The sequence below is a fragment of the Mesorhizobium sp. M0185 genome, assembly GCF_040322175.1.
In the GTDB taxonomy this organism is placed as follows: Bacteria; Pseudomonadota; Alphaproteobacteria; order Rhizobiales; family Rhizobiaceae; genus Mesorhizobium.
Map to the genome: position 1 here is coordinate 1 of NZ_JAMYSY010000050.1, position 18,922 is coordinate 18,922.

Below are 18,922 nucleotides of genomic sequence, written 5' to 3' on the forward strand. Positions count from 1 at the left end.
GGGTGGGGGGGGGGGTTCCCTCGGGCCCCGCTCTGTCTAGCTGATTCCCTCCGCTCCCGCCCCCCCGCGCTTCTGTGGGGGGGGGGGGCCCACGGCTGCCCGAACTTTCACGTCAATCGATGATCTTGACGATCTTGCGCGTGCCTGGGTCGACCACGACGGTGCGATTGTCGACGATGACATAGCGGTATTTGACGCTGGGGACTTCATGAAGCTCGACGGTATCGGGGAGCGTCGAGCCGATGTTGAGCTCCACCCCAGGGATTTTCACCGAGGCCAGCGGCTGCTTTTTCACATACTCCTTGATGACCGTTTCCTGCTGCGGTTCGATGACAACGTCTTGCGCCGCAGCGGCGCCGATGCCTGCCAGCAGCAAAAAACCCGCCACCGCGGTGGAAAGATGCATTCTCATGGTCGTCTCCTTTGCGAACTCGGTCCGCTCTTCGCGCCAAGGCTCATTCGAACGGAAGGCAGCTGAAAACGTTCCGTCGACGGGGCTTCGGTCCCGCCCGGCCGGGACCAACCGACGTGTTGCCGCAGGACCTAAGTCTGATCCTTGCGCGCAAAGGGTGGGTTTGCCGCGTGACCCGGAACCGCCGCGGCACCTAGCCGTTGCTGGCTGCACATTCCGGGAGGATTCCGTGGAAAAGGTCGACGGTTGCTCGCACCGGTCCTGGCTGTTTCCATTCCGATCGAACCCGGCATCTGCGCAGCCCTGTCCCTTCCTGCGCCGATAAGGGTTCGCGCGTCACTTAGTGGCGGGCGAACCCTCAAATTGCTGTGTGCACCAAAGTTGACCCCCCTGAAGCGAAGAGAAGGGGCGAGGAGAGCGGAAATGGCCGATGACAAGAGCAAGCGAGACTTCAGCGACCGCAATCGCGTTTCGGCGGATGAATATTATGAGGTCGAACATTTCGCGCGGGAGAATGGTGTTTCGCCCAGCCAGGTGAGCAAGCTGATCAAAAGGACCGGTGGCGACCGGATGATCCTCTCGCAGGCGGTGAAGGCATTGCGCGAGCGCAAGTGAGCTGGCGGCGAAGCCAACGGTGGAGAGGCGCTGATCGCGATCGGCCGAGATCCGGCCAGCTATCGACAACGTGCCCGGATGCCGCCCGCTTCGGCCAAGCGCAATGCCCCGCTACTTCTTCGATTCCGATGAAGACGGAATCGTCTATTCCGACGATCAGGGAACGTTATATGACGATCTCCCGCTGGTCAGGAAAGAAGCCCTTCGCACATTGGCCGAGATGGCCAGGGATGGCCTTCCTCATCGCAGGATTGCAGTCAAGGTCCGGGACGACCGTGGCGGTCTGGTCCTTGAAGTGGCTTTGACCTTTGCCGTTGAAACGCGGCACTTCGACGAGCGGATTTTCCAGATCGACTTGCGCACGAACTGACGGCTCGATCATCATCGCGCCGACCATCATCAGATTTCTGGTGCAGCGGCATCTTCCCCTAGCGCGGAACATTAGAAGTCTCTAATTGTTATCTTAAGCAGCGGGAACCTCCCAGGATTCTGCTGCAGATCGGGTGCAACCCGATCGGCCCGCGCCCTCCGCCAGAGGCGCGGGCTTCGTTTGTTTAGCCGATGCGCAACGCCATGCGGCGGAAGCATATTGGAGACCTGCGGGAGCACTAGTAACATCAGTCGCTACCGTGGCGCCCTGGCGCCCAGGCAACGGAGCCCGTCGTCCGACAGGGCGGCGGGCTTTTTTGACGCGGGTCGGTCATCACGCAATCGATGGAATTCTGGCCGGCGCTGCTTCGTGTGGCATGGGGTAAGGTGCCCTGACGCAGCGCCGGCCAAGCGGAAATCAGGTCCGCCGCAGCCAGATTGTAGCCGCGCTGGCGCAGCAGGTAATTGCGTGATCGCGGAAGCTACACCATGCAGAGCCCTCCCCAGCAGTTCGGCCTGCCAGCGGCTGACCCGAGGCATTCATTCATTCTGACGATGCACCGGACGCCCCGACGGCGGAAATTGGACACCGCGCTCGCTCTCGATTCAGCGGCCGGTGTTCCCTGCAGATTTCGGACGAAAGGCCATTCTATCCTTGTTGCGCCTGGATTCTTATCAGATCGTGGCAAGGATTGCCTTTCCGGCCGCGTTTGCCGGCGTTCTGCTGTTCGCCCTTCTGCCGGAGCAACTCCTGCAGGGCCTTGGCCTGGCTTTCACGTTTGATCACGACAAGCTCAATCACGCCGCCGCCTTCGTCATCCTGGCGGCTCTCGGAAGTCTCGGCTGGCCGGAACGCAAGGCGAAGCTGATCGTACTCCTCGTTCTCACGGGTGCGGCGATCGAGGGGCTTCAGGCCGTGCAACTGATAGGGCGCGACCCGGATTTATTCGACTGGGCGGCCGACTGCGCGGGAATCGCGTGCGGACTGATGGTTGCAGGCTGGACAAAGCGGCTCGCCGGCGGATTGCCATAGCTCGAAAGCGCATAACGGAATCGGCGCGCCCGTGCCCCAATAAGGGGAAAATGGCCGGCGCCACTTGGGGGGCGCGTTGGGGTAAGTTGCCTGATGGGGCGCCGGCCAGGCGGAAAATTACGTCCGCCGCAAAATAACATAGCAGGAATGGCAAAGCGCGGCAGTAGCGTGATCGCGGAAGGTCCGCGTTGGCGCCCCGGTGCGGTGACCCGTTTTGGATCAACAAATCTGGCACCTGAATTGCATTGCAGGCAATGCCGGGAAATCCCGGCAATCGTCCCCGAATATGGGGCCTCGCCGCTTCGCAAATGGAGCGGCGGGCCTTTTTGCCGGATGTTGAAAAGTAGGCCGATCAGCGGCTTAGCTGATCACAGTGTGCTTAACCCGATTTCCCCTACCAAGTGCTTATTCTCACAAGAGAAATTCTAAAGCGCCCAAGCATCGGTGCTTGACACAGGTTTCGACAACTGGATAAGTGGATACACAGATACGCTCTGATCGGACCAGGGACATGGCAGCTGACGCAATCGAGCCGTTGGGCATCGCGACCGCCGAGGAGGAAGCTTATCGCCACATTCAGCGAGCCCTGAGGATGGGGCGTTATCGGGCCGGGGACCGGCTGATCCCGGAAGAGATCGCGACGGAAATCGGCATGAGCCGCATGCCGGTTCGCGAAGCATTCCGCCAACTGGCCGCGGAAGGTCTTGTGGTCATTCGCCCGAACCGTGGCTGCATCGTCGCCGGGCTTACCCTCGACGAGATCTACGAAACGTTTGAAATGCGCTCGGTGCTCGAAGGGCTGGCGGTGAGGCTTGCCATGCCGCACATCGATGTCGAAGTGCTTGAAGAACTGGAACGCCAGCTTGACCGCATGGAGCGCGCCAGCCAGACCGGCAGCAGCGACTGGGTCGTGCGCCATCAGGCCTTCCATTTGCAGATTTGCCAATTGAGCAACAGACCCAAGCTGGTCCGGCAGATCGCCAGCCTGCACGTCGTGATCGAGCCCTACCTGCGCATCTGGTTCGACTATGTCGACAAACCCGCCAGCGCGCGTGCCGAGCACGAGATCCTGATCGACGTGCTGCGGTCAGGTGATGCCGGCAAGGCTGAGATCGTCATGCGGGATCATATCGTCGAGACAGCGCCGCTTCTGGCCAACTTCGCAAGTCCCGGCCGCCGCTAGGGAATACCGTCTAACTCGTTGAAGCCGGAAGATAATCCGGCACGACGAAAGGGAACTGTCATACCGGCAAAAAGAGGAGAATGATATGAAAATTAGCCGCATCACAGCCATTGCGTCGGTCCTGTTCGGCCTGGTCCAGGCCGCCGTTGCACAAGAAACACCAAAGGCAATTACCATTGCCACCGAAGGAGCCTACGCGCCCTGGAATTTCACAACAGCCGACGGCAAGCTGGACGGCTTCGAAGTCGATCTCGCCAATGATCTGTGCGGGCGAATGAAGATCGAGTGCAAGATCGTCGCACAGGACTGGGACGGCATGATCCCCGCGCTGACCGTCGGCAAGTTCGACGTGATCATGGCGAGCATGTTCATCACTGAAAAACGTCTGAAGATCATTGACTTTACCCAGCCATATGCGGTGGATCCCTCAGGTTTCGCGGTCGCCAAGGATAGCGAACTGGGCAAGCTCGGCATCTCCAACGAGCGGTTGAAGCTGGACAGTGAAGCCTCTGCGCAGGCGGCAATCGACAAGCTCAAGCCATTGCTGAAGGGAAAGATCATTGGAGTTCAGGCTGCAACGGCGAACCTGGAATTTGTGAAAAAATACTTCTCGGACGTCGCCGAGATTCGCGAATACAAGACCACCGAGCAACACGATCTCGATCTTGCCGCGGGTCGCATCGACGCGCTCTTCGCGCAACAGACAGCGCTGGCCGCCACGCTGAGCAAGCCGGAGTTCAGCGACTATGCGCTTGCAGGACCAGGATTTGTCGGGGGTCTCTTCGGTCTTGGCTCCGGGGCCGGTATCCGCAAAGAAGACACCAAGCTGAAAGACATGCTCAACGGCGCCATCGACGCCGCGACCGCCGACGGCACGATCAAAACCCTGTCGCTTAAATGGCTCAAGAGCGACGTCACTCCAGTCAAGTAAGCGCTTGCCGGCGAACGGCCATTCCTGACCACGTTCCGGAGCTGAGCCGTTCGTCCTGCCGGGGGTATCAATGCCGGGGTATCAATGGTTGACGCATTCCGGCTGCTTGGTTTCCAGCACGGAGGTTGGGGGGCTGCTCTTCTCATGGCGGCCTCGGTCACAGTGCTCCTGTCTGTGCTGGGCTTTGCGCTTGGCGCTGTCTTTGGCGGGCTGGCAGCGGCCGGGCGTCTCCGCAACTCCAAAATATTGAGGTTCTTGGCCCTTGGCTATTGCACGGTTTTCAGGGGCGTGCCCGACCTTCTGACCATTTATCTGCTTTACTATGGAGGTAGTGTCGCCCTGACCTCGCTTGGTCATAGCCTGGGCGGGTCCGGATTCGTCGGCGTTCCGGCCTTTGCCACTGGAACCTTGGCTATCGCGATCATCTCGGGCGCCTATCAAGCCGAGGTCTATCGAGGGGCTTACCTCGCCATCGACCAGGGACAGCACGATGCCGCTTGCGCGCTTGGTCTCAACCGGCTGCAGCGGCTGCGACAGGTTATTTTTCCCCAGCTCCTGAGATACGCGCTGCCAGGTCTCGGCAATGTGTGGCAGTTGGTTCTGAAGGACTCGTCGCTGATATCGGTAATCGGCCTCGTTGAACTGATGCGCCAGGCGCAGATCGCTGCAGGTTCGACCCGTGAACCGTTCATCTTCTACATTGCTGCAGCCTTGCTCTATCTGGCTATCGCTTCCGTCACGGGCCACGCCTTTTACCGTCTGGAACGCAAGGCGCCGTGGCGCGTCCGGTCGGCATGATAGATTTCAGTTTTTTCCTCGAAATCCTGCCGAAGCTACTCGCCGGCCTGCCGCTCACGATGGAACTGGCCCTGACTTCCATCGTTGCCGGCTTCGTTCTTGCCGTCACATTGGCGCTTGCCCAGCAATCGGAATCGCCCTTCGTCGTCTTGCCGATCCGTGGCTTCGTTGCCGTGTTCAGGGGCACGCCTCTGCTGGTGCAGATTTTTCTGACCTATTATGGCCTTGGTCAATTCCGGCACCAACTGTCGGCAATTGGATTATGGGCCGTTTTCCGCGAACCCTACTGGTGCGCAATCATCGCGCTGACACTCAACACCACCGCCTATGGCAGCGAAATCCTCCGCGGCGCGATTCAATCGGTGCCACGCGGCCTTGTCGAGGCGGCCCGGTCTGTCGGCCTGTCCACCTATTTGACCTATCGGCACGTTATCCTGCCGCTGGCCTTTCGCCAGGCGCTGCCGAGTTACGGCAATGAAATCATCCTGATGATCAAGGGCACGTCTCTGGCTTCCATCGTGACCTTGATGGAGGTGACTGGAATTGCCCAGGGATTGATCTCCCAGACCTACCGCGCCTTTGAAGTCTTCATCTGCGCGGGCGCCATTTATCTCACTTTGAACTTCGCGATCATCCGTGCCTTGGCGGCACTCGAATACTGGATGTCGCGGCATCTGCGGCACCGCCCCTTGACGATGAGCGACGCCGCCTCTTGAGCACGATCAGAAGGGCATAGCATGCGAAATTTTGAGAAACCAACGCGCTCGGTCGTCGTTTCACGCGAGGCCATGGCCGCCACCTCTCATCCGTCGGCGACCCTGACGGCGGTGGAGATCATGGCGGCCGGCGGCAACGCCATGGATGCCGCCATCGCAGCCTGCGCGGTGCAATGTGTCGTCGAGCCAGCCTCGACCGGCATTGGAGGCGACTGCTTCGCCCTTCTGTCGCGAAACGGATCCGGCGAGGTCATCGCCTACAACGGATCGGGCAGGACACCCGCCGCCCTCACAATTGACTGGTTCCTCGAACGTGGCATGGCGGAGGTGGCCCGCAATTCTCCTGGCTCCGTCACCATCCCGGGAGCCATCGATGCCTGGACCAGATTGCACACTCATCATGGACATATGCCCTTCGATCAAATCCTGGCCCCCGCTATACGTTTCGCCGAGGAAGGGTACGCCATTTCACCGCGGGTCCATCGTGACTGGGCGTTGGAAGAAGAACTTCTGGCCTCCGATGTAGCCGCGAAACGGATTTTCCTGCCAAACGGCCGCGCGCCAGGCGTTGGCGAAGTGCATCGCCAGCCTGAGTTGGCTGCAACGCTGCGGCTGATCGCCAAGAAGGGACGAGAGGCCTTCTACACTGGCCCTGTGGCCGACGACATGGTCGTCTATCTTCGTGGGCTCGGCGGATTGCACACACTCGAAGATTTCGCCTCGGCAACAGGCGAATACGTGACCCCGATCAGCACGGCGTTTCGAGGCTGCGATGTGTTCGAATGTCCGCCGAATGGCCAGGGTGTGATCGCGCTGCTCATTCTAAACATCCTCTCGCGCTTCGAAGCGCACGGCGACCCGCAATCCGCGGACCGGCTTCACCTGGAAATCGAAGCAACACGCCTCGCTTACGCCGCGCGTGACCTGCTCGTCGCCGATCCCGACACGTCCGAGGTCCCGGTGGCCGACATGTTGTCGAATGCCTGGGCCGATCGTCTGGCCGGCATGATTGACCTAAAGCGCGCCCGCGCGGACCTGCCGGCCTTCGATATGCCGCTGCACAGCGACACGGTCTATATTTCGGTTGTCGACAAGGATCGCAATGCGGTCAGTTTCATCAACTCGGTCTTCGACAGCTTTGGCTCGGGCCTGGTCTCGCCACGCTCCGGTGTCGTCTTGCACAATCGCGGGCAAAGCTTTTCGCTTGACCCCAAGCACCCCAATGCAGTGGCGCCGAACAAGCGACCTTTGCATACCATCATACCCGGGATGCTTGCGAGAGACGGCCGGGCAGAAATGCCTTTCGGCGTTATGGGTGGCTACTACCAGGCAATGGGCCACGCGCACCTGCTGACGAAGGTGCTCGACTTCGGGATGGATCTGCAGGAGGCGATTGATCTGCCGCGGGTCGCCCCCGTCAGCGGCACCATGAACATCCAGGCCGAACACGGGCTCGCTGGCGAAACCGTAGCTGAACTTAGCCGACGCGGTTTCGAAATCATTCCCGCCACGGACCCGATCGGCGGTGCGCAGGCCATTCGCATCGATTGGGCAAACGGGACCCTGCTGGGCGGTTCTGAACCGCGCAAGGACGGCTGCGCCCTCGGTCTGTAGACCGGTTATGGCCAGAGCGGGACCCAAGATGCCGAAGATGCTCTTCATCGACATTTGGCCGGCGAGCAGGAGCCGCTGGCGCCATGGTCCAGATAATTCCTTGCACGCCATCGACAATCCGATCGGCGCGAGGTTGTCACCCATGTCTTAGGTACAAACTGTTACCCATGTCTCCGGGCCGTACAGGGAAAAATGGTGCCCAGAGGCGGATTCGAACCACCGACATGCGAATTTTCAGTCCGCTGTCGGTGATTGATATTGTTCAGATTTTAGGCCGAATGTCGCGTTTGTGTCGCGTCAGGCCCGCTCGGCCTGAACTCGTTGCCCTGTTCAGCGCCCAAACACGCGTGCCGTGGTGCCGACAGTCATTCAGATGGATGATGGTATGGTTCGGCACTCCTAGTAAGCTCCGATCCACAGGCAATTTAGAGACTTTCTGAGGTCCATATTCCTATGGGCGCAAGCGGCGCGACGACGGAGGTGTTGACGCAGGCGGCGGGGTCGGGTCGTCGAGGCTCGCACGCGTGGAAGCCACGACGACCGACGTCGACCAACGGGCAACCGTGGGGCGCTCGATCGATCAGGAGATGGCACGGGCGACGAGCCAGTTCGACAGCGACAGGCGTGTCAACCAGCCGCAAGCGCAGGCGATCGAGAAGCAATTGCAAGTTCTCAAGTCAACCGGCAACGCTGTCGCGGCTCAACAGGCGGGACTGCACGCCATGGAAAGGCAGTCTCCCGCCGCATCGCATCTCCTCCAAAGCTTTTTGCGGCGTCAGCAGGATGCCAGCGAGCGGGGTCAACTCGGCCAGGCTGATGCCAGAGTGTTTACGCTCGCCACACCGCCGGAGCGGGCGAACTCGCTTCATCCGATCTTTCTGCGTCCTGTTCGGGAGGTCCCTACATGATCATCGAGTTGTTCGGTCCGCCTGGTGCAGGCAAGACGACCCTTCTCCGCGCCCTTTGCCGTGAGCTGGCGAAACGCGACATCCGTGTGAAGACAGTCAATGGCTATCGCCGGATTGATTTTGTGTCTTTCGGCAGCGAAGTCGATTCGGTCGAGGATGAAGGCCCGGAGACACGCCATGGCATCCAGCGTCTGGTGCACAAGCTCGCCACCGCGAGTCCGGTCTTGTTCTCGACTCCGCCGAGCGAGGGGGCCGCTGCGCGGCTTTTGGCATCGATCCCTCCAAAAAGTCGAATATGGGCGTTGCGTCTGAAGATCGACGTCGTTTTGCTCTTCGAAGCCTGGAATACGGCGCAGGCCTCAGAAGGGTACTTCATTTTCGAAGAGGGCATCGTTCAGGCGTTGTGTGCGCTCGTCCTGTTGGCACGAAATCCAAGTATCGACATGGTTCGTAATTGCCTGACGTTCCTGCCGCGACCGGATCTCCTCATTCAAGTCGACGCGCCCGGGGAAACGCTGCGCCACCGCCTCATTGAGCGGTATGCGCGGCAGCCGTACCTCGAGCGCCTTCTCGAAGTCGGAGTGGTCAGGGGCCTGAAGCAAGCGGATATCGCGAGGGAGATCGGCCAATGCCTGCAAGACAAATGGCCGCTGATGCGTGTCGACGGCCTCGACCCACGCAATTTCGAACAGGTCGTCGCGCGCATCGTGGGGCACGGATTGCCCGCGACGGCATGCGTCGGGCCAGACTAGAGGCGCGAGTTGCATGGTGCTCACGGTGAGATCGTTCGTTGGCATTCGCAGATTTCTACGGGCGCAGCGGCGACCGTTAGGCAGCGTCCATGAGAACCGTGCACCCGCTCGTCGGGATTACCGAGCAAGCCACCAGACGGATGGGTACGGTGCCCATTACTCCGACACGTTCCGGTCCGGCTACTATGCGGCTCTGTGGTCGGGTATCGAAAAGCCTTTGGTCGAACGTATTCTCCTGCCTGTCGGCGGGCCGAACCGGAAATGCCTGGACTTCGCATGCGGCACAGGCCGCATAGCAAATATCGCAGCTCAATTTTTTGGTGAAGTCGTCGGCGTTGACATCTCCCAATCTATGCTGGCTAGCGCACGGGTTCCGAAGAACGTGAAATTGGTCCGCGCTGATATTACGTGCTCTCCGCTTGCCGAAAGGTTCGACGTGGTCACGGCATTCAGATTCTTCCTCAATGCTGAAGATGAGCTCAGGAAGGATGCACTGTCGGCCATCAGCGCGCATTTGAACGAAGGTGGATTGCTAATCTCGAATATCCACATGAATGCGACTTCGCCAATAGGGCTGGTCTGCCGCATTCTGAACCGTTATGCAGGAGGGACAGTCCGCCACACTTTGAGCATTAAAGGATACGAGCAGACGCTCATTGCAAATGGCTTTATTGTCGAGCGGATAGTTGGGTACGGTTTTTTGCCGCGACCCGGGAAATTGCTGCCAAGACTCTGCGAAATATTGATCGTGCCGTTTGAAAGGATCTGCGCAAGTGCCAGGATTCCGGCGGAGCTTGCGCAGAATTTCCTGGTGGTTGCCAGAAAGCGGTAAAGCCGGCGGGCACATGAAATTTGAAACCGAGCATTTGCCATGAGGCTGGTCTTTGTTGAAGCTATTGGCAGGAAAGTATCGAGTGTCGTTTTTGGCTGCGCTTCGCTTGGCTCAATCAGACAAAGCGCTGCTCGCCTCTGCTCATCAGTGCGTTTGGCGACGGCGCTCGCCGGTGACCAACGATGCACTTGCCTATCGTTCGCCCTGAGGCGGCCTGACCGAATCCTCTGGTATGGCCTTTGCCCCGCTTACAAAAGTCATACCAGACCTCATTCGCTTCGCTTCCTACAGTCCGTGCTCGCTCATCGAGCACCCGATTGATCGGACAGCAACATCGGCGCGACATGAAATGCCGTAAGTCGCCAAGTTGGCGACACCGGAAGCCATTGATTTTATATGAGGAAGTAGTGGTGCCCAGAGGCGGATTCGAACCACCGACACGCGGATTTTCAGTCCGCTGCTCTACCAACTGAGCTATCTGGGCCTGCTCCGGCGGGCGGCAATCTGCACACCGGGTTCATGAAAGCGCCGTCGGCACCCCTTGAAAGCGCGTGGGTTATAGCACGGGAATTCGGCCTGTCCAGCGCTTAGAGCATGATCCCGAAAAGTGGAATCCGGTTTTCGGAAAAAGATCATGCTCAGACAAAAAGCATGATCCCGAAAAGTGGAATCCGGTTTTCGGAAAAAGATTATGCTCAGACAAAAAGCATGATCCCGAAAAGTGGAATCCGGTTTTCGGAGCCAGAACCTGTTCCGTCCGACAGTGCCCGGATGGAACAAGTTCTGGACATTGATTTCAGGCGGGAAACGACAGGCAGTCCGCAAGGCCGATCATCGGTCACGATCGCGGCTGCGAAACCGTCCCAAACCTGTGGAAAACCGCAGGTGGACGGCGCTATTTCTGGTCGTCGTTCTCGTCCTCGTCGTCGAGGCCCGGGATGACGTAGACCCCCTTCAGCCAGCGATTGAGGTCGATGTCCTTGCAGCGCGTCGAGCAGAACGGGTAGGTTTCGCGCGCCGATGGCTTGCCGCATTCGGGGCAGGGCCGCTTGGGCCGCAACGGCGTGACCTTGTCGTCCGGGCTCATATCCGCGCACCCGACAGCCAGTTGGCGTGCACCTTAAACCCTTCGCCGCTCAAAAGCGCTACGGTCTCGTAGAGTGGCAGGCCGACGACGTTGGTGTAGGAGCCGACAAGCTTGACGACGAAGGCGCCGGCAAGCCCCTGGACGCCATAGCCGCCGGCCTTGCCGCGCCATTCTCCGGATGCGATGTAGGCCTCGATCTCCTCGCGCGGCAGCCGCTTGAAACGCACCCTGGTCTCGACCAGCCGCAAGCGCTGCTTGCCGCCCGGCGTGATCAGGCAGATGCCGGAATAGACCCGGTGCGAACGGCCGGACAAAAGCCCGAGGCAGTTGGCGGCGTCGTCGAGCGTCTCGGCCTTGGGCAGGATGCGCCGCCCGACGGCAACCACCGTGTCGGCGGCCAGCACGAAGCTCGGCAGGTAGTCGGCTTCGGTCTTCAGCGAAGCCAGCGCCTTCTCGGCCTTCTGCGTCGCCAGGCGCTTGGCCAGCGAGCGCGGGTGTTCGGCGCGCAACGGCGTCTCGTCGACATCAGCCGGCAGCACACGGTCCGGCTCGATGCCGGCCTGCTGCAGCAGCTCGATCCGGCGCGGCGAACCCGAGGCAAGCACGAGCTTCTGCAAAATGCCCATCGCGATCCCGGCCGGGTCCTTGAACTTACTTGAAGCGGTAGGTGATGCGGCCCTTGGTCAGGTCGTAGGGCGTCATCTCGACCAGGACCTTGTCGCCGGTCAAAACGCGGATGCGGTTCTTGCGCATGCGGCCGGCCGTATGGGCGATGATTTCATGTTCGTTTTCGAGCTTGACCCTGAACATCGCGTTGGGCAGCAGTTCCGTCACGACACCCGGAAACTCGAGGACTTCTTCCTTCGGCATTCGATACCTTTGCTTGGATGGGTACTTCCAGCGCCCCGGCCGGAAAGTTGCGCGGAACCTATATGATAAACGTCCGCTTGTGAACATGCTTAATCCGCGGCGTTTTTAGCTCCGTTGCCGAGAAAACGGCGGCCGATCCGCGCCTTCAGCCGCTCGCGCACGTCGCGGTAGGCGGCCATGATCTGCTCGCGCGTGCCGCTGACGCCGGTCGGGTCGGGCATAGGCCAATACTCGACCTCGACGGCCAGCGAGCGGGTGAGCTCGAGCGCGGTGTGGTGAGCTTCAGGCGCCAGCGTCACGATCAGGTCGAAATAATCGTCCTCGAGGTCGTCCATCGTTCTCGGGTGCCGTTCGCCGAGCGACAGCCCTTCTTCGGCCAGCACGGCATCGACGAACGGATCGCGTTCGCCGCCGCGCACTCCCGCCGAGGCGACGAAGGTGGTAGGCGGGAGCACCTTGCGCGCCAGCAATTCGGCCATCGGCGAGCGCACGGCGTTCATACCGCAGACAAACAGGATCGAGCGGGGCAGGATCGGGCGGGGCAGCGGGGCGGCCAGTTCAGCCTCGCCAGTGCAGCACGCAAACCAGCGTGAACAGCCGGCGCGCCGTGTCGAAGTCAATCTCGATCTTGCCGGCAAGCCGGTCCATCAGCGTCTGCGAGCCTTCATTGTGCAGGCCGCGCCGGCCCATGTCGATCGCCTCGATGTGGCTGGGCGTCGCGGTGCGGATGGCATCGTAATAGCTTTCGCAGATCATGTAGTAGTCCTTGACGATGCGCCGAAGCGGCGTCAGCGACAGGATGTGGGTGACCACGGCTGCGCCGTCCTCGCGCGTCACCGCGAACACCAGCCGGGACTCGGCCAGCGACAGTTTCAGCCGGTACGGCCCGGCGCCGTCGTCATTGACCGGCTGGAAGCGGTTCTCCTCGATCAGGTCGAAGATCGCCACCGCCCGCTCATGCTCGACATCGGGCGTCGAGCGGCCGATCGTCTCGTCGAGCTCGACATCGATCAGCCTGGCGCGGGTTTGGTCGTAGTCGGACATTTCTACATGTTCAGCCGGATGGCGACGGAGCGTCCATGCGCATCGAGGCCTTCCGCCTTGGCGAGCGTGATCGCCGCCGGCGCCAGTGCCCGCAACTGCTCCGGCCCGAGCTTCAGGATCGAAGTGCGCTTGACGAAATCGAGCACCGAAAGCCCGGACGAAAAGCGCGCCGAGCGCGCCGTCGGCAGCACGTGATTGGAGCCGGCGACATAGTCGCCGATGGCTTCCGGCGTGTGGCGGCCGAGAAACACCGCGCCGGCATTGCGCATCCGCGCCAGGAAGCCCTCTGGGTCGTCGATGGCAAGCTCGACATGTTCGGCCGCGATGCGGTCGACCAGCGGCAGTGCTGCCTCGATCGTCGGCACCAGGATGACGGCGCCGAAATCGCGCCAGCTCGCCGCCGCCGTTTCTCCGCGCGGCAGGTTCTGCAACTGCCGCTCCACCGCCTGTTCGACCGCTGCGCCAAAGGCACGGTCGTCGGTGATCAGGATCGACTGCGCCGACACGTCGTGTTCGGCCTGGGCGAGGAGGTCGGCGGCGATCCAGTCCGGATCGTTGCTGCCGTCGGCGACAACCAGCACTTCCGACGGCCCGGCGATCATGTCGATGCCGACCGTGCCGAACACCTGGCGCTTGGCCGCCGCGACATAGGCATTGCCGGGGCCGACGATCTTGGCGACGGGCTTTATCGTCTCGGTACCATAGGCAAGGGCCGCGATCGCCTGGGCGCCACCAACGCGGTAGATTTCGGAGACACCGGCAAGGTCGGCTGCCACCAGCACCAGCGGCGGCACCTCGCCGCCGGAGGCCGGCACCACCATGGCGATGCGCTCGACGCCGGCGACCTTGGCCGGCACCGCGTTCATCAGCACCGAACTAGGATAGCTCGCCGTGCCGCCCGGCACGTAGAGCCCGACGGCCTCGATTGCCGTCCAGCGCGAGCCGAGCTCGACGCCGGCGGCATCGGTGTAGCGGTCGTCCTGCGGCATCTGCCGCTGGTGGTGGGAGCGGATGCGCTCGCGCGCGAATTTCAGCGCCTCGACCGTCTGCGGATCGGCGGCCTCGTAAGCCTTGGCAATGTCGTCCCTGGAGACGGCGATGCCGAGCCTGGCCAGGTCACCGCCGCCGAATTTCTGCGTGTACCCGACCAGCGCCGCGTCGCCCTCGGCACGCACCTTGGCGATGATCTCGCGCACCACGGCGTCGACATCGGCCGAGACTTCCCGCTTGGTCAGCAGGAACGCGGCAAAGCGCTGCTCGAAATCGGCGTCGGACTGGCGAAGCGTGATGGCCATCGGCTCAAACCCTGTGGACCGGGCGCGACGTCGCTTCCCAGGCGCCGCCGACATCGGCAAGCCGTGCCTCGATGCATTCGACATCGAGCATGATCGCGCCGCCGCCCGAAAAGATCAGCTCGACGATGCCGGCCGGTTTGTCGAGCGCGAGAAAGCTGATCGCCAGCAGCGACAGCACTTCGTCGGGCTTGTCGCGGGCAATGCCGCTGGTCTTGGCGCCGAGCACCCGGTCGAAATGCAGCACGGCCTGCCGCCGCTCATTGTGCTGGCGCAAGAAGCCGGATTTCGCCTCCCAGACGAAGCGGTTCATGGTCAGCACGAAGCGCTTTACAGAAGGCAGGTATTCGAGATCGCTGACCTTCATGACGGCATCCTGGACATGCGCCGAGATGATGCTCAGATCCTGATCGTCGAGCGCGACAAGCTTGAGGCCATTCATGCGGAATTCGCACCTGCGAGTTGATTATTCGACCTTCTGTTAGGCGGTCTTTCCGGCTCGTGCAACCGCGCCGGAGGTCTTGGCCAGGCAATCGCCCCGGTCGGCGCTGCCCCTCATCCTCCTGCCGGGACCTTCTCCCCGTATAGGGACGGGTGTAGGGGCTGGCCGCAACCTCGGCACCCTCTCCGCAACGCCGGAGATTGGCGAAATCCTTCGCGAGGCGGTCCTACTCCCCGTCCCTATACGGCGAGAAGATGCCGGCAGGCAGGTGAGGGGCAGCGCCGACCTGAACCTGCTATCATTACCCCGAAATGCGCTCGATTTCCGCGCCGCAGCCAGACAGCTTTTCCTCCAGCCGCTCGAAGCCGCGGTCGAGATGGTAGACGCGGTTGACCGTGGTTTCGCCTTCGGCCGCAAGGCCGGCAATGACCAGCGACACCGAGGCCCGAAGATCGGTCGCCATGACCGGCGCGCCCTTCAGCTTCGCTACGCCGTCGACGATCGCCGTCTGGCCGGACAGCGTGATGTGGGCGCCTAGCCGGGCGAGTTCCTGGACGTGCATGAAGCGGTTTTCGAAGATCGTCTCGGTGATGCGCGACTTGCCCTTGGCCATCGTCATCAGGCCCATGAACTGCGCCTGCAGATCGGTCGGGAAAGCCGGGAAGGGCGCCGTCGTCACGTCGACCGGCGAAATGCCGGCGCCGTTGCGCCTGACGCGGATGCCGGAATTGGTCTGCGTGATCTCGGCGCCGGTCTGCGAAATGATGTCGAGCGCCGTCTGCAACAGGTCGGGCCGCGCGCCTTCCAGCACGACGTCGCCGCCGGTCATCGCCACGGCCATCGCATAGGTGCCGGTCTCGATGCGGTCGGGGATCACCCTGACGCGGGCACCCGACAGCGCCTCGACGCCGTCGATGGTGATGGTCGCCGTGCCGGCGCCGGAGATCTTCGCGCCCATGGCGTTGAGGCATTCGGCGAGGTTGACGATCTCCGGCTCGCGGGCGGCGTTTTCGAGCACCGTCTCGCCCTTGGCCAGCGAGGCCGCCATCATCAGCACATGGGTGGCGCCGACCGAAACTTTCGGGAACATGTAGCGGTTGCCGACAAGCCGGCCGTTCCTGGTTTTGGCGATGACGTAGCCGGTGTCGACGTCGATATCGGCACCCAGCGCCTGCAGGCCTTCGAGGAAGAGGTCAACCGGCCGTGTGCCGATGGCGCAGCCGCCGGGCAGCGACACCTTGGCTTCGCCCATGCGGGCCAGCAGCGGGCCGATCACCCAGAACGAGGCGCGCATCTTCGACACCAGCTCGTAAGGCGCCGTCGTGTCGACGATGTTGCGGGCCGAGAAAGTGATGGTGCGCGAATAGCCTTCCTGCTGCTTTTCGCGGCGGCCATTGACCGAATAGTCGACGCCGTGATTGCCGAGGATGCGGATCAGCTGCTCGACATCGGCCAGATGCGGCACGTTTTCCAGCGTCAGCGTGTCATCGGTCAAAAGCGCGGCGATCATCAGCGGCAGCGCAGCGTTTTTCGCGCCCGAGATCGGAATGCTTCCGGCAAGCTTGTTGCCGCCGACAATTCTGATGCGATCCATGAAGAGCGTCCCCTCGGCGCCACGGCCGGTTTAAATCGGTTGAGTCTGTTGCGGCCATCTAGACCATTGGCCGGCTTGGTTCAAGAAACAGGCTACTCCCCACTTTGGCCCACGCCGACTTGGCCAAAGTACCGGCGACCAACATAGCCGATTCGCGTTAATCTTTTTTCATCGCCGCCTGCAGCCCCTCCGGCCGCTCGTCGGCCTCGCCAGCGCGCCGCTTGTCGGCGTCGCCGGTCCTTCGTGAGCGCGATTGCGCCTTGCGCTTCTGCAGGTTGGCGCGCAACTGCTCGGCCAGCCGGTCCTTGCGGCCCGTTCCGGCCTTGTTCGCTGAACCATCCTTCTTCGGTGATCCATCCTTGTTCGGAGAAACTGTCTTGCCGTTCATCGTTCTGTCCCCGGCCGGCGACCCGCCGGTGCGTATCAAGGGATAGCCAACATTGTGGCACGGCCATGTCCGCAACGATCGCCCGGTGCGGCCTTTCAACCCGTCTTTGTCTTGGCCTTGCGCTTGCCGGTTCGATATGGCAGAAGCCCCGCCATCGGCGGCTGCGGTAGCTCAGTGGTAGAGCACTCCCTTGGTAAGGGAGAGGTCGAGAGTTCAATCCTCTCTCGCAGCACCAGAATATCCCATTGATTCGGAACAACTATCTGAGTTTCTTGGTCTTTTTGCCGCCTGTCTGGTACACAGAGGTGGTACACATGAGCTTGAGAATGCCCGGACCTTGGCAGCATAAGAAGACTGGCGTCTATTACCTTCGGCAACGCGCGCCTTCCGATTTGAAGGATATTCCACTCGATGGAAGGGTGGCAATTCCCGTTGGCGGCACCATCAGAACGGTGAAAGCGGGCGCAACCGTCAAGGTCAGCCTCGATACCAAAGACCCCGCAGAGGCCAAGAGGCGGTATCGCGAGGCCGACGCTGCACTCCATGAGTTCTGGCAGCGGTTCAGGCAAGGCCCTCAGCCGCTCACCAGCAAGCAAATCCAGGCCCTTGCGGGCCTCCTCTACGCTCGCCTGGTCGACATGATGGACAGTGAGCCGGGGGAGGAAGGCATCTGGAAAGCGGTACTGCGGCTGAACAAGGGCAAGGAGGAGGGCGGTGAGCTTGACCAATGGTTCGGCCCCACGGTCGACGAGTTGTTCGCCGAGCAGGGCGTCAACACCGACCTCTTCAGTCGGACCCGCGTCGTCCGTGCGGCCTCCAAGGCAATCCAGCTTGCGGCTGAAACCAACCTCAGGAAGGCCGGAGGCGACTATTCGCCCGACGAAGCGCGAAAGCGTTTCCCCGATTGGGAGGCCGAGCGCGGCGAGGCCAAGCCAGCGCCACGGGCGGCAGGGGACTTGGACCTGTTCGCCCTGCTTGACCATAAGTTCGCGACACAGAGCCTCAAGGAGAAGACCAAGGGTGACTACGCGCGGGACCTCGCCAAATTCGTCAAGAGCAGCGGGCACCGGAATGCTCAGGACGTCACGAATGAGGATGTTCGGAAGTGGCGTGACGAATTGATAGCCGAGGGGCTGTCGCCGTCGAAGGTCAACGGCAAGGCCCTTGCGGCGTTGAGCGCGGTCCTCACCCATGCAGTCAGGGAGTTCGGCCTACCGACAAACGTTGCCAGTGACATTCGGGACCGAAGAGACGGCCCCGCACCGGGCAAGAAGGGCTACGACATGGAGGAGGCCAAGGCCATCCTCAGCGCCACATTCAACGGCAGCTCCAAGGACATCTCAGCGCCGCACAAGCGCGCACTCTTTTGGGTGCCATGGATTTGCGCGTACACCGGATTGCGGGTGACGGAGATCACTCAGCTTCGCGGTGTGGACGTCGAGGCGGATGGCGACACACCCTATTTGCTCATTACGCCTGAGGCCGGTTCCACAAAGAGTGGAAGGGCGTGGATGACTGCCGTTCACCCGCACCTTGTAGAGTTGGGCTTATTGGAAATGTTCAAGGAGGTGGGCGACGGCCCGGCCTTCTACGTCCCTTATCCCGATGGGATTGAACTCACCAAGCTGACAAGTAAGCCCCGGTCGCAAGAGGCCGGCGTTAGGGTTGGGAATTGGATCACCGAGGAATTGGGCATCCCTGCACCGGGCGGCAAACCTAACCACGCTTGGCGGCACCTGTTCACGTCGCTGTCGCGCAAACATGACATGGACAAGCAGCATCGTGACTTCATGCTTGGGAGTGGCCCTGAGGATGCCCGCGAGGGATACGGCGATTTCCCACCCAGCGCCCTCGCAAGGGAGATCACGAAGCTGCCGCGCTTTGACGTAGAAGAATTGGCATGGAGGCCGTCGAACCAAACCGTTGCGGCTCAAGCCCAACGCGAGCGTCTGAATGGCGAAGAGAAGCGTCTGAAAGGCGAAGATAGACGTCTGCGGAAGGCGGAGTGAAGGGGGAGCGCAACTACCAGCCCACAGCGCGGG

At 61.6% G+C, this 18,922-nt stretch carries 22 protein-coding genes and 2 tRNA genes; 13 read left to right on the forward strand and 11 right to left on the reverse strand.

Features of this window, described 5'->3' with window-relative positions:
- Positions 1 to 112: 112 nt before the first annotated feature.
- The gene (locus tag NKJ20_RS27810) at positions 113 to 412 is read right to left on the reverse strand and encodes a DUF1236 domain-containing protein (RefSeq protein WP_352747052.1); all 300 of its coding nucleotides are present in this window, start codon (positions 410 to 412) and stop codon (positions 113 to 115) included.
- A 423-nt stretch (positions 413 to 835) separates the two neighbouring features.
- Here NKJ20_RS27810 and NKJ20_RS27815 point away from each other — a divergent pair, with 423 nt between their 5' ends.
- The 11 genes from NKJ20_RS27815 to NKJ20_RS27865 all read left to right on the forward strand — a co-directional run bounded on the left by NKJ20_RS27815 (position 836) and on the right by NKJ20_RS27865 (position 10,163).
- Positions 836 to 1,027, forward strand: a complete 192-nt coding sequence (locus tag NKJ20_RS27815; protein ID WP_352448668.1) for a DUF3606 domain-containing protein — start codon at positions 836 to 838, stop codon at positions 1,025 to 1,027.
- Between the two features lie 103 nt (positions 1,028 to 1,130).
- Complete coding sequence (locus NKJ20_RS27820; RefSeq protein ID WP_352448669.1) at positions 1,131 to 1,397, forward strand: DUF6894 family protein; 267 nt, start codon at positions 1,131 to 1,133, stop codon at positions 1,395 to 1,397.
- Between the two features lie 654 nt (positions 1,398 to 2,051).
- Positions 2,052 to 2,429 carry a VanZ family protein gene (locus NKJ20_RS27825; protein WP_352747059.1) on the forward strand — a complete coding sequence of 126 codons (378 nt, stop codon included), beginning with the start codon at positions 2,052 to 2,054 and terminating at the stop codon, positions 2,427 to 2,429.
- Between the two features lie 511 nt (positions 2,430 to 2,940).
- On the forward strand, positions 2,941 to 3,612 hold the full coding sequence (locus NKJ20_RS27830; RefSeq protein ID WP_352747061.1) for a GntR family transcriptional regulator: 672 nt from the start codon (positions 2,941 to 2,943) through the stop codon (positions 3,610 to 3,612).
- Positions 3,613 to 3,697: 85 nt separating this feature from the next.
- Positions 3,698 to 4,543 carry a transporter substrate-binding domain-containing protein gene (locus NKJ20_RS27835; protein ID WP_352748481.1) on the forward strand — a complete coding sequence of 282 codons (846 nt, stop codon included), beginning with the start codon at positions 3,698 to 3,700 and terminating at the stop codon, positions 4,541 to 4,543.
- 84 nt (positions 4,544 to 4,627) lie between these two features.
- Positions 4,628 to 5,341: an ABC transporter permease gene (locus NKJ20_RS27840; protein WP_352698118.1), complete on the forward strand. Its 714-nt coding sequence runs from the start codon at positions 4,628 to 4,630 to the stop codon at positions 5,339 to 5,341.
- Positions 5,338 to 6,057 (forward strand): ABC transporter permease, encoded by a 720-nt coding sequence (locus NKJ20_RS27845; RefSeq protein ID WP_352748544.1) that lies wholly within the window; start codon positions 5,338 to 5,340, stop codon positions 6,055 to 6,057. Before NKJ20_RS27840 ends, NKJ20_RS27845 begins: the two co-directional genes overlap by 4 nt.
- Positions 6,058 to 6,078: 21 nt before the next feature.
- A complete protein-coding gene (ggt, locus tag NKJ20_RS27850; protein ID WP_352748484.1) occupies positions 6,079 to 7,671 on the forward strand; it encodes a gamma-glutamyltransferase in 1,593 nt (530 codons plus the stop codon).
- 524 nt (positions 7,672 to 8,195) lie between these two features.
- Positions 8,196 to 8,579: a hypothetical protein gene (locus tag NKJ20_RS27855; RefSeq protein ID WP_352453410.1), complete on the forward strand. Its 384-nt coding sequence runs from the start codon at positions 8,196 to 8,198 to the stop codon at positions 8,577 to 8,579.
- Positions 8,576 to 9,331: an AAA family ATPase gene (locus NKJ20_RS27860; protein ID WP_352453411.1), complete on the forward strand. Its 756-nt coding sequence runs from the start codon at positions 8,576 to 8,578 to the stop codon at positions 9,329 to 9,331. Before NKJ20_RS27855 ends, NKJ20_RS27860 begins: the two co-directional genes overlap by 4 nt.
- A 217-nt stretch (positions 9,332 to 9,548) precedes the next feature.
- On the forward strand, positions 9,549 to 10,163 hold the full coding sequence (locus tag NKJ20_RS27865) for a class I SAM-dependent DNA methyltransferase (protein WP_352748486.1): 615 nt from the start codon (positions 9,549 to 9,551) through the stop codon (positions 10,161 to 10,163).
- Between the two features lie 408 nt (positions 10,164 to 10,571).
- On the opposite strand, the gene NKJ20_RS27870 is transcribed toward NKJ20_RS27865, so the two are convergent.
- The 10 genes from NKJ20_RS27870 to NKJ20_RS27915 form a co-directional block, all read right to left on the reverse strand.
- Positions 10,572 to 10,647, reverse strand: a tRNA-Phe gene (locus NKJ20_RS27870).
- Between the two features lie 411 nt (positions 10,648 to 11,058).
- Positions 11,059 to 11,250 carry a DNA gyrase inhibitor YacG gene (gene yacG / locus NKJ20_RS27875; RefSeq protein WP_352748488.1) on the reverse strand — a complete coding sequence of 64 codons (192 nt, stop codon included), beginning with the start codon at positions 11,248 to 11,250 and terminating at the stop codon, positions 11,059 to 11,061.
- A complete protein-coding gene (locus NKJ20_RS27880; protein WP_352457706.1) occupies positions 11,247 to 11,876 on the reverse strand; it encodes a Maf-like protein in 630 nt (209 codons plus the stop codon). Before NKJ20_RS27880 ends, yacG begins: the two co-directional genes overlap by 4 nt.
- Positions 11,877 to 11,901: 25 nt before the next feature.
- Complete coding sequence (gene infA / locus NKJ20_RS27885; RefSeq protein ID WP_006200926.1) at positions 11,902 to 12,120, reverse strand: translation initiation factor IF-1; 219 nt, start codon at positions 12,118 to 12,120, stop codon at positions 11,902 to 11,904.
- 89 nt (positions 12,121 to 12,209) lie between these two features.
- Positions 12,210 to 12,677 (reverse strand): arsenate-mycothiol transferase ArsC, encoded by a 468-nt coding sequence (locus tag NKJ20_RS27890; RefSeq protein WP_280952102.1) that lies wholly within the window; start codon positions 12,675 to 12,677, stop codon positions 12,210 to 12,212.
- A gap of 1 nt (position 12,678) precedes the next feature.
- A complete protein-coding gene (locus NKJ20_RS27895) occupies positions 12,679 to 13,164 on the reverse strand; it encodes a UPF0262 family protein (protein WP_352747096.1) in 486 nt (161 codons plus the stop codon).
- A 2-nt stretch (positions 13,165 to 13,166) separates the two neighbouring features.
- Positions 13,167 to 14,459 (reverse strand): histidinol dehydrogenase, encoded by a 1,293-nt coding sequence (hisD, locus tag NKJ20_RS27900; protein WP_352747098.1) that lies wholly within the window; start codon positions 14,457 to 14,459, stop codon positions 13,167 to 13,169.
- Positions 14,460 to 14,463: 4 nt separating this feature from the next.
- A complete protein-coding gene (locus NKJ20_RS27905; RefSeq protein ID WP_352457708.1) occupies positions 14,464 to 14,898 on the reverse strand; it encodes a DUF2948 family protein in 435 nt (144 codons plus the stop codon).
- A 301-nt stretch (positions 14,899 to 15,199) separates the two neighbouring features.
- The gene (gene murA, locus NKJ20_RS27910) at positions 15,200 to 16,492 is read right to left on the reverse strand and encodes a UDP-N-acetylglucosamine 1-carboxyvinyltransferase (protein ID WP_352614714.1); all 1,293 of its coding nucleotides are present in this window, start codon (positions 16,490 to 16,492) and stop codon (positions 15,200 to 15,202) included.
- A 157-nt stretch (positions 16,493 to 16,649) separates the two neighbouring features.
- A complete protein-coding gene (locus NKJ20_RS27915; RefSeq protein WP_352748491.1) occupies positions 16,650 to 16,880 on the reverse strand; it encodes a hypothetical protein in 231 nt (76 codons plus the stop codon).
- Between the two features lie 160 nt (positions 16,881 to 17,040).
- Between NKJ20_RS27915 and NKJ20_RS27920 the strand changes: the two genes are divergently transcribed.
- Positions 17,041 to 17,115, forward strand: a tRNA-Thr gene (locus NKJ20_RS27920).
- A gap of 79 nt (positions 17,116 to 17,194) precedes the next feature.
- Positions 17,195 to 18,889, forward strand: coding sequence for a DUF6538 domain-containing protein (locus NKJ20_RS27925; protein WP_352748494.1), 1,695 nt, complete (start codon positions 17,195 to 17,197; stop codon positions 18,887 to 18,889).
- The last annotated feature ends 33 nt before the right edge of the window (positions 18,890 to 18,922 follow it).

Coding starts and splice junctions, on each gene's coding strand:
- NKJ20_RS27835 (WP_352748481.1), top strand. CDS start 3,698: ATGAAAATTAGCCGCATCACAGCCATTGCGTCGGTCCTGTTCGGCCTG.
- ggt (WP_352748484.1), top strand. CDS start 6,079: ATGCGAAATTTTGAGAAACCAACGCGCTCGGTCGTCGTTTCACGCGAG.
- NKJ20_RS27880 (WP_352457706.1), bottom strand. CDS start 11,876: ATGGGCATTTTGCAGAAGCTCGTGCTTGCCTCGGGTTCGCCGCGCCGG.
- NKJ20_RS27895 (WP_352747096.1), bottom strand. CDS start 13,164: ATGTCCGACTACGACCAAACCCGCGCCAGGCTGATCGATGTCGAGCTC.
- NKJ20_RS27810 (WP_352747052.1), bottom strand. CDS start 412: ATGAGAATGCATCTTTCCACCGCGGTGGCGGGTTTTTTGCTGCTGGCA.
- NKJ20_RS27915 (WP_352748491.1), bottom strand. CDS start 16,880: ATGAACGGCAAGACAGTTTCTCCGAACAAGGATGGATCACCGAAGAAG.
- yacG (WP_352748488.1), bottom strand. CDS start 11,250: ATGAGCCCGGACGACAAGGTCACGCCGTTGCGGCCCAAGCGGCCCTGC.
- NKJ20_RS27845 (WP_352748544.1), top strand. CDS start 5,338: ATGATAGATTTCAGTTTTTTCCTCGAAATCCTGCCGAAGCTACTCGCC.
- NKJ20_RS27860 (WP_352453411.1), top strand. CDS start 8,576: ATGATCATCGAGTTGTTCGGTCCGCCTGGTGCAGGCAAGACGACCCTT.
- NKJ20_RS27925 (WP_352748494.1), top strand. CDS start 17,195: ATGAGCTTGAGAATGCCCGGACCTTGGCAGCATAAGAAGACTGGCGTC.
- hisD (WP_352747098.1), bottom strand. CDS start 14,459: ATGGCCATCACGCTTCGCCAGTCCGACGCCGATTTCGAGCAGCGCTTT.
- NKJ20_RS27820 (WP_352448669.1), top strand. CDS start 1,131: ATGCCCCGCTACTTCTTCGATTCCGATGAAGACGGAATCGTCTATTCC.
- NKJ20_RS27815 (WP_352448668.1), top strand. CDS start 836: ATGGCCGATGACAAGAGCAAGCGAGACTTCAGCGACCGCAATCGCGTT.
- NKJ20_RS27830 (WP_352747061.1), top strand. CDS start 2,941: ATGGCAGCTGACGCAATCGAGCCGTTGGGCATCGCGACCGCCGAGGAG.
- murA (WP_352614714.1), bottom strand. CDS start 16,492: ATGGATCGCATCAGAATTGTCGGCGGCAACAAGCTTGCCGGAAGCATT.
- infA (WP_006200926.1), bottom strand. CDS start 12,120: ATGCCGAAGGAAGAAGTCCTCGAGTTTCCGGGTGTCGTGACGGAACTG.
- NKJ20_RS27840 (WP_352698118.1), top strand. CDS start 4,628: ATGGTTGACGCATTCCGGCTGCTTGGTTTCCAGCACGGAGGTTGGGGG.
- NKJ20_RS27905 (WP_352457708.1), bottom strand. CDS start 14,898: ATGAATGGCCTCAAGCTTGTCGCGCTCGACGATCAGGATCTGAGCATC.